We start from the raw sequence: 14,052 nt of genomic DNA on the forward strand, positions 1-14,052 counted from the left end.
TTCTGTAATAGAGTCCCGATTATTTCAAAGCTTCAAAAACACGGTTTTTGATTTCTTCAATCGAGCCCAAGCCGCTGATGCTGCGATACTGCGGAGCAGAGGCTTCACCGGAAGCGGCCAAATCACCGTAGAACTTCACCAAAGCTTCGGTTTGAGCATGGTAGACAGCCAAACGCTTCAAGACGACTTCTTCCTTGTCATCATCGCGTTGGATCAACGGATCACCGGTGATATCGTCTTTGCCTTCAACCTTCGGGGGATTGTAGACAATGTGGTAGGTACGTCCGGAGACCGGGTCTACACGACGACCGCTCATGCGGGTGACGATTTCTTCATCAGGAACGGAAATTTCGAGCACGAAATCAATCGGGATACCGGCAGCCTGAAGTGCTTCAGCCTGAGGAATCGTGCGCGGGAATCCGTCAAACAAGAAACCGTTGGCGCAGTCCGGTTGCGTTAAGCGTTCTTTTACCAACCCGATAATGATGTCATCGGAAACCAATTGGCCCTTGTCCATGACTTCTTTGGCGGCTAAACCGAGAGGGGTACCGGCCTTAACGGCGGCACGCAACATATCTCCCGTGGAGATCTGGGGAATGCCGAACTTTTCTTTGATGAAAGCGGCTTGCGTGCCCTTACCGGCACCCGGGGGTCCAATCAAAATCAAACGCATAATAACAACTCCTCGTTTACTTTCCGATGACTCAGGGATTTGAGTCATACCAACATTTTTATTTTAGACATCTTGCCGGGCGTTCGCTCTGCCCGAAAAGATATATTTCAGATTTTGCCTTGAGCGTATACCTCACGTACCCGATCGAGATCTTCCTGGGTGTCTACACCTGCAGGGAGCGCTCCGGGTAAGACCGCAACAGCGATTTTTACTCCGTAATACAAGGCACGAAGCTGCTCGAGGCTTTCCCATTTTTCGATCGGTGCCTGTTGCCAGTGCGGGTAACGCTTTAAAAATTTCACACGATAGGCATAAAGACCGATATGACGAAGGGGATTGAGACCATCAGGCAGTTTGGTCTTGTCCTCGCGGAAGGCGTCGCGCGGCCAGGGAATCGGGGCGCGGCTGAAAGTGATGGCATTACCTTGTGCATCACGGACGACCTTGACCACATTGGGGTTCATGAATTCTTCAATATCCTCAATGGGGTGGCCTGCAGTAGCCATTTCACATTCGGGGTGGGCCGCCAAAAGCTCAGCCACTTCACGCACGACAGCGGTAGGAATCAAAGGTTCATCGCCTTGAACATTGACAACAATGGCTTCATCGTCAAGTCCTAGCTTGGTGACTGTCTCGGCTAAGCGATCCGTACCGGTGGGGTGGTTTTCGGAAGTGAGAACGACTTTGACGCCGTAGGTTTCGCAAGCTTTGACAATATCGGGGTGATCGGTAGCTACGATAACGTCAGTAGCGCCAGACGCCAGAGCCCGTTCAGCGACACGCACGACCATAGGACGACCCGCGATGTCTTTGAGCGGTTTCTCAGGCAAGCGGGTTGACTTCATACGTGAAGGAATAATGGCATAAAAAGCAGTCATATCATGCCCCTCGTACCATGGATAAACGTTTGGCGTATTCTCGGGCTTGTTCATCCGAGAGCGGCTTAGCCTCTTCGGCAATCATATTGGGAATATTATCTTTGACTTCAAAAGCCAGTTTGCAGCGCGGGCAGACCAACACGGAATTGTCCGCATCCCATACGATTGCTCCTTTGCAGAGCGGGCAAACCAATGTGGCGGTTAATCGAGGATCAAGAGCCATTTTATTTTTGAACCTTTTGCTGAAGTTTGTGTTCAATCAGATCCACAAGATAGGGATCAATATCAACGATGTATTCGACGGTATAAATTCTAGGGTCAGCGGCGATATCAGGGCGCTGACGACACTTGACGGCATCCTTACCCGTGATGAGAATGTATTCTTCTTTCACGTTTTTGAACGGATTGTCATCAAACGCGTAGTGATCGCCCAGTTCCATCTCCGGCCCTTCAATGTCGTGGGCTCGGAGCATGGCAAAAAAGCGTCCCGGAGCAGCGATACCGGCTGCTGCCAATACGGGCTTACCCTTTTGGGCAATTTCTTCAAGCGTCAATGATCGGGTACCGTCCAAAGATTTCGCCAGTCCCAGTGTGGCGGTCGCTGCAAAGCGCGGAGTGCGGCTGTCAAACGTATCTTCCGTTGCATTTAAGACAATCGCATCCACTTCATCGAGCCGTGAAGGCGGCTCGCGCAGGGGGCCGGCAGGTAAAACCCAGCCGTTACCCAAACCGCGGGCACCGACCACGGCAAGCTCAACGTCACGAGCCAGTGCGTAGTGCTGCAGACCGTCATCCGAAATAATAATGTCGCACTCAGGGTGCTTATCCAAAAGTAAGAGCGCGGCAGCAACCCGATCACGTGCAACAGCAACGGGTACTCGTGTTTGGCGAGCGATCAGAAGCGGTTCATCGCCGACACTTTGAGCCGGGCTGTCGGGTAAAACCATGAGCGGTTTGTCATGTTTGCGTCCGAAGCCTCGAGAAACAACACCGGGATGGTGACCTCGTTTGATGAGTTCTTTTACGAGTGCAATAGTGACCGGTGTTTTACCCGTGCCGCCGACATAGATATTGCCGACTACAACCACCGGAACCGGCAATTTGTGCGGTTGAGTTTTTAAACGGCGGTTGCGAGCCACGCATAAGAAAATCAGTGAAAGTGGAGATAAGGCCCAGGCAAGCAGACCGCGTTTGGTCCACTGACGATGCAGCCACGACTCAAATGTGGCTCGCATGGTTGTCTCCGATTAAATGAAAAAATGACTCTCGACCCTCAGGGCCGGAACTGTCAGAAAGCATATGTTTTTACTCTACCTGCTTGAAAAAGCTAATTTTCTAATGTTAGCAAATCTGAAAGCGAACGACACAGACGCACAAACCGATCGGCGTTGAACGTTGTCGTTTTCAGACCAATCGGTTCAGTTAATCAAAATTTAGAGCTCAAAAACTTTTCGAAGTTCTTCAACGGTCAAGCGTTCATCAAAGGGAATAAATTCTCCTTTGGAATTTTTAAACACTCCGTAAGGGACGGCTCGACATCCTGCACGGCGGTGCAGCTTCGTGTTGGTCCAGACTTTATCACGGACATCAACCGGCAAGTCTTCAACTTTTCCATATCGGATGCCGCAAAACTCAATGTCGGTGAAATGCGCAAAATGCTCTTCAAGCTTAGCCAGAGGATCTTTGTCGATCAAGATGGTCGTGGCCTGCGGCTCCGAATGAATATTCATGAAGGCAATCGGGCAGAAAATAAATTCGATTTTGTCTAAAAACGGAACCAGTTTTCTGTGCAGTTGCCAACAGTCGCGACACTGAGTATCAAAGGCCACATAGGCTTTGGGGCGGCCCGTCGGTCCTTTTGAAGAGATACCGGTTGCCTCTTTTTCAAAAGACTCGAACATTTTCTTTCCGTCCCAAATAACAGGAACGTTAGCCGGTTCGGCATAAACGGTCGGTACGGCTGCGGAAGCCAAAGCAGCTAAGGCAGCCCCCAGAGCCTGTCGACGAGAAAAGTTTTGCATGGTGACTCCAAAGAAGACTTGGGTTTATTGTAAGCGTATTTCGACGATTGCTTTTTTTAATTGTGTAACGGGATGCCAATCCTGTTTGGCTTTGCGCAGACCGGGTATCCCTAAATCTTCTTCTCGATTTAAAAATTCAATACAAAGGGGAAGACTTTGCGCAAAGGCCTGGGATAGAGCCGGGTAGGCACCGGGGACCTCTCGGGTGGCTTTTTCAATGTGTACGGAAAGGATGTCAGGGGCACTGCGTGCACCGTATGTCAGACCTAAAATGCGACCGTTTTCGTGCAGAATACCGCCGTAGACCGGAAGCTCTTCCCAGTGTGACAAAACAGATTCAATGGCAGCCCGTTCCTGCAACAGACTGTCATTCATTTCACGCTCTGCATACCAATTGTCCAAAAAGGCATGACAAGCTTCTCGTTTATCCGGCGTGTAAACATCAAAACGCGCCTGAGGACAAGCTTTAAAGAAACGTTTGATGAAGTTTCTTTTGCTGTGAAAATGAGAACCCGGCAGTTCAACAAAATCGGAACAGGCGTAGATATAGTCCCAACGGTCAGGATTGTTTTCAACAATTAATTGAGCACCGGGATAGGCTTGGGTAAGAGTTTGCTCAATAAGGTCAATTCGACCGAAAAATTTCAAAGCGAAATTTTCACTAAGGGCTTTTTGCTGCAAAAGTTCAAAAAGTTCCTTCGGTGTTTCTTGCTGACCGATCGGCATAAAAAAGACTGGATTGTTGGATTCATCCAGTGTGCGTTCAAGTACCAGAAAAGAATGGTCGTATTCAAAAAATCGGATATGCGAATTCACCCCCCGGCTCAGTAAAGAGATCAAACTTAAGTCACAGTCGCCGTTGCCGAATTGAGGGAGATATTTTTTCAAAAGCGGCAGATCGCTAAAAGTTAATTCAGAGAAAGTCATAAAACGAAACCATAACCAAACCTCTGAACATTACGACAGCCGTTCTCAATTTGCAATGAACTTTTCGCTAGAATTTCTGAAAAACTATCAGGTTCATTGATATGTATAACCAATCGGATTTTCACAACCCTGAAAACGTGGTGTGGACTGTCTCGGAACTTAATGATCGGGTATCGCAAACCTTATTTACGCATTTTCCTCCGTTATGGGTGGCAGGAGAAGTCAGAGGTTTTACTCGAGCCGCCTCCGGTCACTGGTACTTCACCCTCAAGGATGCGACCGGAGAGCTCGCCTGTGCAATGTTTGCCGGTCATAACCGCAAAGTCGGTTTTCTTCCTAAAACGGGAGACCATCTGGAGGTACACGGTCAGGTCAGTATTTACCGCGCCAGAGGTTCGTACCAAATGGTTGTGGATTCGGTTCGGCAGGCAGGACTGGGTCAACTGTACGAGCAGTTCTTAAAACTGAAAGAAAAACTGCAGGCTGAGGGTCTTTTTGACAGCTCCCGTAAAAAACCGCTCAAACGAATCTACACAAAAATCGCAGTTGTCACGAGTCTGCAGGCTGCCGCTCTCAGAGATGTACTGACGACGTTAGGGCGCCGCGCTCCCTATGCGAAGGTGATGGTATTTGAAACGGCTGTCCAGGGTGAGGAGGCGCCGGAGGAAATCATTCGGGCCCTGCAAAAGGCTGAGGGTAGTACCGATGTGGAAGTGATTCTGCTTGTCAGAGGAGGGGGATCACTTCAGGACTTATGGGCTTTTAATGATGAACGGGTGGCACGAGCGGTAGCGGCATTGACTAAACCGGTGATTGTGGGAGTAGGCCACGAGAGTGATGTGACGATTGTCGACTGGGTGGCGGATTTACGAGCGGCGACACCGACGGCTGCAGCTGAACATGCAACCGAGAGTGTGGATGTTTTGCGCTCAGAAGTGCTGCAGGCACAAGACAATGTGCGTTTTGTTTTTAACCGCTATTGGTCAGAACTTTCCCAACGGATCGATTCTTTCATGAGAGAAATCCCCGATCCGCGACAAACAGTCAAACAAGCTCAAGAGCGACTGCAAGATACCGATCAACAACTCCGATCATTGATCAAACTCAGTTGGCAGATGCGCAGCCAAAGGCTTCAGCATTGCTCCGAAGCACTCGTTCATCCCGCTATGCGACTTGAAGCAGAAAAAACGACGTTTGTCCGATTAAATCAGGAGCTGTCGCATTCGTTTTCGTCTAAATGGCGTAATTGTCAGCGCGATTGTGTTTCACTGACAGAGCTGTTGACAGAGTTAAGTCCTCAAGCCATATTGCGGAAAGGTTACAGTTATGTAACTGATTCAGAGGGGCGTTTTATAAAGTCAAACAGTGCGGTTAATGTCGGAGAAAATTTAACCGTTCATTGGCAGGATGGACAGTCGCATGTCTCTGTCATAGATAAAACTAATGACGATCCTGCCCATTAGCTATCGAGTCATCTTTTAACAAAATTTTTCTATAGAATCGATCCGAATACATAGGAGAGAAAGAAATGGCATTTCAATTACCCACTTTAGCCTTCCCGATGAATGCGTTGGCTCCGGCCATGTCTGAAGAGACTTTGCAATACCACTACGGTAAACATCATCAGACGTATCTCACCAATTTGAATACGGCTATTCAAGGCACGCCCTTTGAACGCATGTCCTTGGAAGAAATCGTATTGGCGAGCGACGGTATCAATCAAGGTGTTTTCAACAACGCTGCTCAGGCCTGGAACCATGCCTTTTTCTGGATGTGTCTGTCCCCGAAGGGTGGAAAAAAGCCCCAGGGTGAGCTCTTAGGTAAGATCGAAGAGCGTTGGGGTTCTTTTGAAGAATTCAGAAAACAATTCACCGCTGCAGCAGCCGGTAATTTCGGCTCCGGTTGGACGTGGTTGGTTCTCACTCCCCAAAAGACGTTGGAAATCGTCAATACCTCTAATGCAGGCTCACAATTGGCAAGCGATAACACGCCCTTGATGGTGGTGGATGTGTGGGAACATGCCTACTACATTGATTATCGTAATTCTCGTCCCAACTACCTCAATGCGCTTTTCGATCATTTGATCGATTGGGAATTTGTGGCTAAGAACTACTACAACGCCAAATAATTCTGAAAAGGCTTCGAAGAATTTTTTTTTCGAAGCCTTTTTAATAACGAAGTTGCGCACCTTCACGGAGTTTTCTTTTTTCATACCAGCCGCCCGGCATCTCCAGGGCCCATTTGATTTCCTGCGGTGAGCAGTGGGTGTTTCGTGTTTGAGCCTTCATTTGACGAACGGCGATCAGTCGACCGCTTTCATCAAAAAATCCCACATCTAAATCGATTGGCACATCTTTCATCCACATGCAGACTTTTTGTTTTTGAATGAAGATAAAAAGCATGCCTTCGTTTTCTCCCAGCGCCTGAACGCCTTGAAGGCCTTTGTGTTGTTCTTCCGGGGTAATCGCTACCCTAGCCTCGACTCGGTATTGGTCAATAAACAGAGTTTCAGCCAGAACGGGTTGGCAAAAAAGCATCAAACAGACAACAGAAAAACTGCGCGTGTAACGCAAAGTTACTGACCGCGCAGTTTTGAGCTGAGAATAAACAGAGCTCATGGACACAGACAATCCTCTAGCTTGCAGCGTCTTCGGTCTTCATGGGCGAAGGAATCACGCGTGTGGCGTGCAGTCCGCGTTCGGATTGTTCGAATTCAAATTCAACCCGTTGATTGGTCTGCAAAGTCTTGCGACCGGGCATTTCAATGGAACGGAAATGTACAAACACTTCGCGATCTTGACCGTCGGGAATGATGAACCCGTAACCTTTGGCATCCGAGAACCATTTCACAGTACCGGAATTCATAAAAAGTCCTTAAAAAGAAAGCATAGGCAATCTAGAGAGAGTTCTAATTTGTCTGCCTTCCATTTCATCATAGGCCTATTTCTATATTTTGAGTGAAGTTTTTTGAAATATTTTAAGATTTACCGGTGGAACCGAAGCCACCCGCTCCGCGATCACTGGCTTGAAAGTCTTCGACAATATTCATTTGCATCTGAACAACGGGCACAATGACAAGCTGGGCAATTCTTTCCATCGGCTCAATGGTGAAAGAATCCTTGCCTCGGTTCCAAGTGGAAACCATCAGTTCACCCTGATAATCCGAGTCAATCAGACCGACCAGGTTACCCAAAACAATACCGTGTTTATGACCTAATCCTGAGCGGGGAAGGATTAAAGCGGCGTAACCGGGATCGGCCAAATGAATAGCCAATCCGGTTTTAATCAATTTTGTTTCCCCGGGCGCAAGGGTGAGCGGCTCATCGAGCATAGCCCGCAGATCAAGCCCCGCGGAACCTGCCGTTGCATAGGCGGGCATTTTTTCTTTGACTCGAGGATCCAGAATTTTGACATCGACTTGCATGGGAAACTATCTCCTGCGTTTATGACGAACAATGTTCGAAAAAATGGTGATAAAAACGATGAATATGGCTGTGAAGATGAGTTCTTCATCGCCGGTCATCCCACCGTAGGCAAATAATGCGAAGGCCGAGAAAATCAGCATCATTGAAGAAATATTACCGGCCCGGGTAGCGACATTGGTTCGTTTGGTCGGGTTCGGGTCCGGAGAGTCCACTTTAAAAGCATCTTCAGGCTGCGCAATGACCGTATCTCGGTGAGTCGGTACCGGATCAAGCTGATTTTTGGGGCCGGGATTGCCGGTCCATACGCCGGAAGCTGCGCCGTTGAGCTCACTGTTGATCTGTTCGCGCATTAATTCATCATTGACTTGCAACGCTTTTAATTCGCGAACGCTTTTCTCATTGAGCTTTTCAACAAAAGCGGCGAAATCACCGTTTTTCGGTTCCAGCTCGGAAGGATCAAAGCGCTTTCGCATCAGTTAACCTCCTGGGCGATTTTGGCGATAAGAGCCTGAGCGATATGCTCCTTGGTTGCTTTGGCAAGAGGCGTGGCCGCATCGCGCTCGACAAACACCACGGCATTGGTGTCTTGATTCATGGCGTCGCTGACAAGATTGGCCACAATGAGCGGAACGTTTTTACGGAATAATTTGGCCCGAGCATTATCAATCAGATTGTCAGTCTCGGCGGCAAAGCCCACGCAGTAGGGAGCGTTTTCAAGCGCAGCAACGCTAGCCAGAATATCCGGGTTTTCTTCAAAAATGAGATCGGGCGTGCCGGCGTATTCTTTTTTAATTTTATGATCGCTTGCGTTGGCTACACGCCAATCGGCCACTGCTGCCACACTGATAAAGATTTCGTGTTGTGATACTTCGTGCATGACCGCATCGTACATTTCGCGAGCAGTCGTTACATCAATTCGTTTAACACCGGCCGGAGTTTTCAGATCTGTTCGGCCTGCTACGAGCGTCACCTCAGCGCCAGCTAAAACCGCCGCTTTAGCAATGGCAAAACCCTGTTTGCCGGACGATAAATTGGTGATACCGCGCACGGGATCAATGGGCTCGTACGTGGGGCCGGCGGTGATTAAAACACGGCACCGATCCAAAAGTCTCGGTGAGAACGCACCTTGTAAGAGCTCAATAATCTCATCGGGCTCCAACATGCGGCCGCTTCCGCTGTCTCCGCAGGCTTGTTCACCACTGGCAGGGCCCAGGAAAATGGCACCGTCTTGGGTGAGCTGAGTGACATTGCGCTGTGTGGCTTGGTTGTGCCACATGAAGGTGTTCATAGCCGGGGCGTAAGCAACCGGACAGCGGGCAGCCAAAATGGCGGCACTCAGTAAATCATCGGCAATTCCCTGAGCAGCCTTGGCCAGAATGTTGGCTGTAGCCGGCGCGACCAGAAGCAGAGAAGCGTTTCGAGTGGCTTCAATATGGGGGATGGCACTTGAGGTTTGATTCCAATCGGCTGTGTAAACCTGGCTTGCCCCCAGGGCTTGAAACGTAAGGGGAGTCACAAACCGTTGAGCAGCTTCAGTCATAATGACCGATACCTGTGCTCCACGTTTGATGAGCAGTCTGAGCAATTCACAGCTTTTGTAGGCGGCAATTGATCCGGTGACTGCCAAGACAATTTTTTGTCCGCTGAGCATGACGCTATCCTTTATTCGTTTCGAGTGAAAAAGCTGTCAATGATTAACAGTGCGGCTCCGCCAACAATAGCCATATCCGCGACATTGAAAGCGGGCCAATGCCAGTATTGATAATAAAAATCCAGAAAATCAATTACATAACCATAGATTATACGGTCAAACAGGTTGCCCGAGGCTCCCCCCATGATGAGTGCAAGAGCGAGGCAAAAAAGATTCTCTTTTGAATGACGGATGATTAATCGGGTACAAATCACAATGGCAGCCACGGCAATCAGCGCAAAAAAGTACATTTGCCAACCGTCGTGATCGGCCAGGAATGAAAATGCTGCTCCGGTGTTATGAGCCAACACCAGGTTAAAAAAAGACGTGATCGGCCGCGTTTCACCCAGAAAGAAATTGCTCTCAAAATAAAATTTGGTTGCAATATCAATCAGGAAAACAACGGCCGCAATACCCGCCCAGGGCGCTACGGCTCGGGCGGGATGAGGCTGGACATTGACCATGTCAACCCTTTATTTAGGCAAAGCGACGGGTTTCACCGGCACCGAAAAGATTTTCGGCACAACGGGCACACAGCGTCGGGTGCTCGGCAACCGTGCCGACAGAGCTGACATAGTGCCAGCAGCGGGCACACTTCGGAGCCTGAGACTGATGTACGCGGATAGCCGCTTCGCCCTTATGCAGATCGGCGCGGCTAGTGATCATCACAAAGCGTAATTCATCGCCGAGGCTGGCAAGAGCTTCGTACGTTTCGCCATCGGCGGTGATGTCAAGTTCGGCCTGCAGACTCGAACCCACTTTACCTTCGGTGCGCAGATTTTCAATTTCCTTTTGAACATCGGTGCGAACCGAGCGGATCTTTTCCCACTTCGTCAACAGTTCTTGAGCATGAGCGATTTCGGGAAGTTCAAAGAATTCTTCCGTAAAGATGCTCACTGACTTATTAGGCTCAAAGATCGCGTAGGCTTCTTCGGCTGTAAAGGAAAGAATCGGAGCCATCAGACGCAGATAGGCAGCCGTGATGTACCACAAGGCTGTTTGAGCCGAGCGGCGTGCAAAACCGGTTGTTGCCGTTGTGTAGAGACGGTCTTTGAGGATGTCAAGGTAGAAGCTACCCAAATCGTCACTGGCAAAAGATTGCAACTTCGCCACGATCGGATGGAAGTCGTTGTTGTCGTAGAGTTCAACCACTTCTTTTTGTAATTGAGCCACTCGTGCGATTGCCCAACGGTCGAGTTCAATCATGTCTTCAAACTTGACGGCATCCTTGGTGATATCAAAGTCACTTGTGTTGGCCAAGAGGAAGCGCAACGTGTTGCGGATGCGGCGATAAGAGTCGGTGACGTGTTTGACGATGGTCTTACCGAAACTTAATTCGCCGGAGTAATCGGTTGAAGCAACCCACAGACGCAGGATTTCCGCACCATAGGTCTTGGTAGCATCCATCAATTGCACGGTGTTGCCCAAGCTCTTACTCATCTTGCGGCCTTGCTCATCCACGGTAAAACCGTGGGTCAGAAGCGCATCATACGGGGCGCGGCCATCGAGCATGACGCCGATCAGAAGCGAGGAGTGGAACCAACCGCGGTGTTGGTCGCTACCTTCAAGGTAGAGATCGATTGGGAAGTCGAGCTTATCTTTATGTGAGCCGCGAACCACCGTGGCGTGCGTCGAGCCCGAGTCAAACCAAACGTCAAGAATATCAGTGGTCTTGACGTAGTCTTTGGCTTCTTCGGCACTCATGAAGTCTTCGGCCTTCGATTGCGTCCAGGTTTCGATGCCGCCTTTTTCAACGCGTTTGGCGACTTCTTCCATGATTTCAAGCGTACGAGGATGAAGTTTGCCCGTTACCTTGTGGGTAAAGAAAGGAAGCGGCACACCCCAATTGCGCTGACGGGAAATACACCAGTCAGGACGGTTGGCGATCATGGCATGCAGGCGGTTGTAGCCCCAACTCGGGTAGAACTTCGTGGCATCAACTGCTTCAAGAGCTGCTTCACGAAGGCTCTTGGGCTGCTCGGTGCCGATAGCCGGACGTGTGTCTTCCGTGCTCTTATCCATACGGATGAACCATTGGCTCGTGGCACGATAGATCAGCGGAGTCTTGTGGCGCCAGCAGTGCATGTAGCTGTGCACTTGAGTGCCGTAATGCAGGAGATTGCCCGATTCTTTGAGTTTTTCAACGATGACCGGTTGGGCCTTCCAGATGTGCAAGCCACCAAAGAGGGGAAGATCATCGGAGTAGACTCCGTTGCCTTGCACAGGGTTGAGGATCTCGTCATTATGCATGCCGTACTTTTTGCAGGTATAGAAGTCATCTACACCATAAGCAGGTGCAGAGTGAACGATACCGGTACCGGCTGTGGAGTCTACATACTCAGCCAATTCAACGGGGCTGAAGCGTTTATAGCCGGGATGCATTTCAGAAAGCGGATGCATAAAGCGCACCAGGTCAAAAGCCTGACCTTTAGCGCTAGCAACAACTTTTCCTTCTTTTTCGTAGCGCTTCAAGCAGTCTTCCACGAGCTTATCGCACAAAATGAGATAGCGATCGCCGCAATCGACCAAGGCGTAATCGAGTTCGGGGTGCATGTTGAGCGCTTGGTTGGACGGAATGGTCCAGGGTGTTGTCGTCCAAATAACGGTGTAGACCGGTTTATCAAGCGTATGGTTGAAAATCTTTTCAACGCGTTCTTTATCTTCACCGGCCAAGGGGAAGGCCACGTCAATGATCGGGCCTTTGATGTCCTTATATTCAACTTCAGCTTCAGCCAAAGCAGATTGACAGTCAAAGCACCAGTTCACAGGCTTCAGACCACGATAGACGTAGCCCTTTTCCATCAACTTGGCAAGCACTCGAATTTGAGCAGCTTCCGTGTCATAACGAAGGGTCAGGTACGGATCGTCCCAGTCGCCTAAAACCCCCATGCGTTGAAAGCCCGCTTTTTGGCGTGCCACTTGTTCATGAGCATATTGACGGGCCTTGGCTTGAAGTTCAACGATCGGAAGGTTCTTGCCGTAGAGCTTTTCGATTTGAATTTCAATCGGCATGCCGTGGCAGTCCCAACCCGGAACGTACGGAGCGTCATAGCCCATGAGTGTACGGGACTTCAAAATAATGTCTTTTAAAACCTTGTTGACACCATGGCCTAAATGCAGGTCGCCGTTGGCGTACGGAGGACCATCATGCAAAATGAAATGCTTACGGCCTTTTTTTGCTTTGCGAATAGCGCCGTAAATATCTTTTTCCTGCCATTCTTTGATCCAATTGGGTTCACGGGCGGGCAAGTTGCCGCGCATCGGAAAAGGTGTGTCAGGCAGATTAAGCGGGTATTTTTGAGCCTGATCTTCAGTCGTTTTTGTCATGATGTCTCCTTGGTCCCCTCGGACTCTTCAAGGTTTGTTAAACACAAAATGCGTGTGAATTTTTAGGCTTCACACTAACCGTATTGTTCGGTAAGTTGTACGTCCGAACTTGCCATGCCGACCAACGCACGAGCCTTTTGGGCATCAGCGTTAATAGCGGCTTTTAATTCTTCAAGGTTGGCGAACTTTTTGTCGTCACGAAGCTTATCTAAAAATTCCACCCGGACGATTTTGCCGTAGCAGTCCTGGTGGTAATCAAAAATGTGCGTTTCAAGCAGGTACTTTTTGGGCTGTCCTTCGGTAACAGTGGGGCGGCATGTGATGGTTGCTACGCCTCCCAACGGATAAGGAGCAAGTCCGTGTACAAATACGGCGTATACCCCTTTGACGGCAGGCTCTCCGTTTTTGTCAACAGGAATGCAGTCCATATTGATTGTCGGAAAGCCCAGGGTACGGCCTAATTCCTGACCGTGGACGACGCGGCCCGTAATATGGTAATGGTGGCCCAGAAGTTGATTCACTTCAAATAAGTCATTGTCAAGCAATGCTTTTCTTAAGCGCGTACTGGAAATGCGGCTTGTACCGTGAAAGAGTGTAGGAGAAACCCACACTTCAAAACCCAGTTCTTTGCCGAGCGCCTTGAGATCCTCAACTGTTCCAAGACCCTTGTAGCCGAAATGAAAGTCTTCTCCGACAGTCACCCAACGGGCGTGCAGTCCTTCAACCAATATTTCTTCGGCAAACTGACGAGGTGTCATTCGGGCCAGGCGCTCATTGAAATTCAGGAAAATCACGCGTTGTATACCGCAGGCACCGATATCGAGCACTTTGTCGCGGATATTGTTGACTCGTGCCAGCACCTGATGGCCATGTGGGTACACTTCTTTGGGGTGAGGCTCAAAAGTGACTGCACAAGGAATCAGTCCACGAAGATCGGCTGCTTGTACAACTTCGGCAAGCAGAGCCTGATGACCGCGATGAACGCCGTCAAAATTGCCGATCGCAATCGCACAGTCCATCCTTTTGAGATACTGGGGAACGCCTCTGAATACTTTCATGTCTACAAAACCAAATATAAACGCCAAATTCTAACAAATATATAAAGCTAGGA

General features: G+C 49.4%; 16 protein-coding genes. 2 read left to right on the forward strand and 14 right to left on the reverse strand.

Annotated features, from left to right (window positions below):
• Nucleotides 1-19: 19 nt before the first annotated feature.
• The 6 genes from adk to H5985_RS07240 all read right to left on the reverse strand — a co-directional run bounded on the left by adk (nucleotide 20) and on the right by H5985_RS07240 (nucleotide 4,499).
• Nucleotides 20-673: an adenylate kinase gene (adk, locus tag H5985_RS07215; protein WP_205050640.1), complete on the reverse strand. Its 654-nt coding sequence runs from the start codon at nucleotides 671-673 to the stop codon at nucleotides 20-22.
• Between the two features lie 107 nt (nucleotides 674-780).
• Entirely contained in the window at nucleotides 781-1,551 is a 771-nt protein-coding gene (kdsB, locus tag H5985_RS07220; RefSeq protein WP_205050641.1) for a 3-deoxy-manno-octulosonate cytidylyltransferase, read from the reverse strand.
• 1 nt (nucleotide 1,552) lies between these two features.
• Nucleotides 1,553-1,774 carry a Trm112 family protein gene (locus tag H5985_RS07225; protein WP_205050642.1) on the reverse strand — a complete coding sequence of 74 codons (222 nt, stop codon included), beginning with the start codon at nucleotides 1,772-1,774 and terminating at the stop codon, nucleotides 1,553-1,555.
• Between the two features lies 1 nt (nucleotide 1,775).
• Nucleotides 1,776-2,786 carry a tetraacyldisaccharide 4'-kinase gene (lpxK, locus tag H5985_RS07230; RefSeq protein ID WP_205050643.1) on the reverse strand — a complete coding sequence of 337 codons (1,011 nt, stop codon included), beginning with the start codon at nucleotides 2,784-2,786 and terminating at the stop codon, nucleotides 1,776-1,778.
• A 198-nt stretch (nucleotides 2,787-2,984) separates the two neighbouring features.
• The gene (locus tag H5985_RS07235; RefSeq protein WP_205050644.1) at nucleotides 2,985-3,572 is read right to left on the reverse strand and encodes a thioredoxin domain-containing protein; all 588 of its coding nucleotides are present in this window, start codon (nucleotides 3,570-3,572) and stop codon (nucleotides 2,985-2,987) included.
• A gap of 24 nt (nucleotides 3,573-3,596) precedes the next feature.
• Nucleotides 3,597-4,499 (reverse strand): DUF2156 domain-containing protein, encoded by a 903-nt coding sequence (locus tag H5985_RS07240; RefSeq protein WP_205050645.1) that lies wholly within the window; start codon nucleotides 4,497-4,499, stop codon nucleotides 3,597-3,599.
• Between the two features lie 101 nt (nucleotides 4,500-4,600).
• On the opposite strand from H5985_RS07240, the gene xseA reads away from it, so the two are divergent.
• Together xseA and H5985_RS07250 are read left to right on the forward strand one after the other, a co-directional pair.
• Nucleotides 4,601-5,962 (forward strand): exodeoxyribonuclease VII large subunit, encoded by a 1,362-nt coding sequence (gene xseA, locus H5985_RS07245; RefSeq protein ID WP_205050646.1) that lies wholly within the window; start codon nucleotides 4,601-4,603, stop codon nucleotides 5,960-5,962.
• A 65-nt stretch (nucleotides 5,963-6,027) separates the two neighbouring features.
• Entirely contained in the window at nucleotides 6,028-6,627 is a 600-nt protein-coding gene (locus H5985_RS07250) for a superoxide dismutase (RefSeq protein ID WP_205050647.1), read from the forward strand.
• 40 nt (nucleotides 6,628-6,667) lie between these two features.
• Here the strand turns inward: H5985_RS07250 and H5985_RS07255 are convergent, their stop codons facing one another.
• From H5985_RS07255 to H5985_RS07290, 8 genes are all read right to left on the reverse strand, one after another.
• Nucleotides 6,668-7,117 carry a DUF192 domain-containing protein gene (locus tag H5985_RS07255; RefSeq protein ID WP_205050648.1) on the reverse strand — a complete coding sequence of 150 codons (450 nt, stop codon included), beginning with the start codon at nucleotides 7,115-7,117 and terminating at the stop codon, nucleotides 6,668-6,670.
• A 16-nt stretch (nucleotides 7,118-7,133) separates the two neighbouring features.
• Nucleotides 7,134-7,364 carry a cold-shock protein gene (locus tag H5985_RS07260; RefSeq protein WP_205050649.1) on the reverse strand — a complete coding sequence of 77 codons (231 nt, stop codon included), beginning with the start codon at nucleotides 7,362-7,364 and terminating at the stop codon, nucleotides 7,134-7,136.
• Nucleotides 7,365-7,476: 112 nt separating this feature from the next.
• On the reverse strand, nucleotides 7,477-7,923 hold the full coding sequence (gene dut / locus H5985_RS07265; RefSeq protein ID WP_205050650.1) for a dUTP diphosphatase: 447 nt from the start codon (nucleotides 7,921-7,923) through the stop codon (nucleotides 7,477-7,479).
• Nucleotides 7,924-7,929: 6 nt separating this feature from the next.
• Complete coding sequence (locus tag H5985_RS07270) at nucleotides 7,930-8,397, reverse strand: hypothetical protein (protein WP_205050651.1); 468 nt, start codon at nucleotides 8,395-8,397, stop codon at nucleotides 7,930-7,932.
• Nucleotides 8,397-9,575 carry a bifunctional phosphopantothenoylcysteine decarboxylase/phosphopantothenate--cysteine ligase CoaBC gene (gene coaBC, locus H5985_RS07275; protein ID WP_205050652.1) on the reverse strand — a complete coding sequence of 393 codons (1,179 nt, stop codon included), beginning with the start codon at nucleotides 9,573-9,575 and terminating at the stop codon, nucleotides 8,397-8,399. Before coaBC ends, H5985_RS07270 begins: the two co-directional genes overlap by 1 nt.
• A gap of 11 nt (nucleotides 9,576-9,586) precedes the next feature.
• Nucleotides 9,587-10,078 carry a signal peptidase II gene (gene lspA, locus H5985_RS07280; protein WP_205050653.1) on the reverse strand — a complete coding sequence of 164 codons (492 nt, stop codon included), beginning with the start codon at nucleotides 10,076-10,078 and terminating at the stop codon, nucleotides 9,587-9,589.
• Between the two features lie 13 nt (nucleotides 10,079-10,091).
• Nucleotides 10,092-12,941 (reverse strand): isoleucine--tRNA ligase, encoded by a 2,850-nt coding sequence (gene ileS, locus H5985_RS07285; protein ID WP_205050654.1) that lies wholly within the window; start codon nucleotides 12,939-12,941, stop codon nucleotides 10,092-10,094.
• 74 nt (nucleotides 12,942-13,015) lie between these two features.
• A complete protein-coding gene (locus tag H5985_RS07290; protein ID WP_205050655.1) occupies nucleotides 13,016-13,999 on the reverse strand; it encodes a bifunctional riboflavin kinase/FAD synthetase in 984 nt (327 codons plus the stop codon).
• Nucleotides 14,000-14,052: the final 53 nt, after the last annotated feature.

The sequence above is a fragment of the Parasutterella secunda genome (assembly GCF_016901835.1).
In the GTDB taxonomy this organism is placed as follows: Bacteria; Pseudomonadota; Gammaproteobacteria; order Burkholderiales; family Burkholderiaceae_F; genus Aphodousia; species Aphodousia faecavium.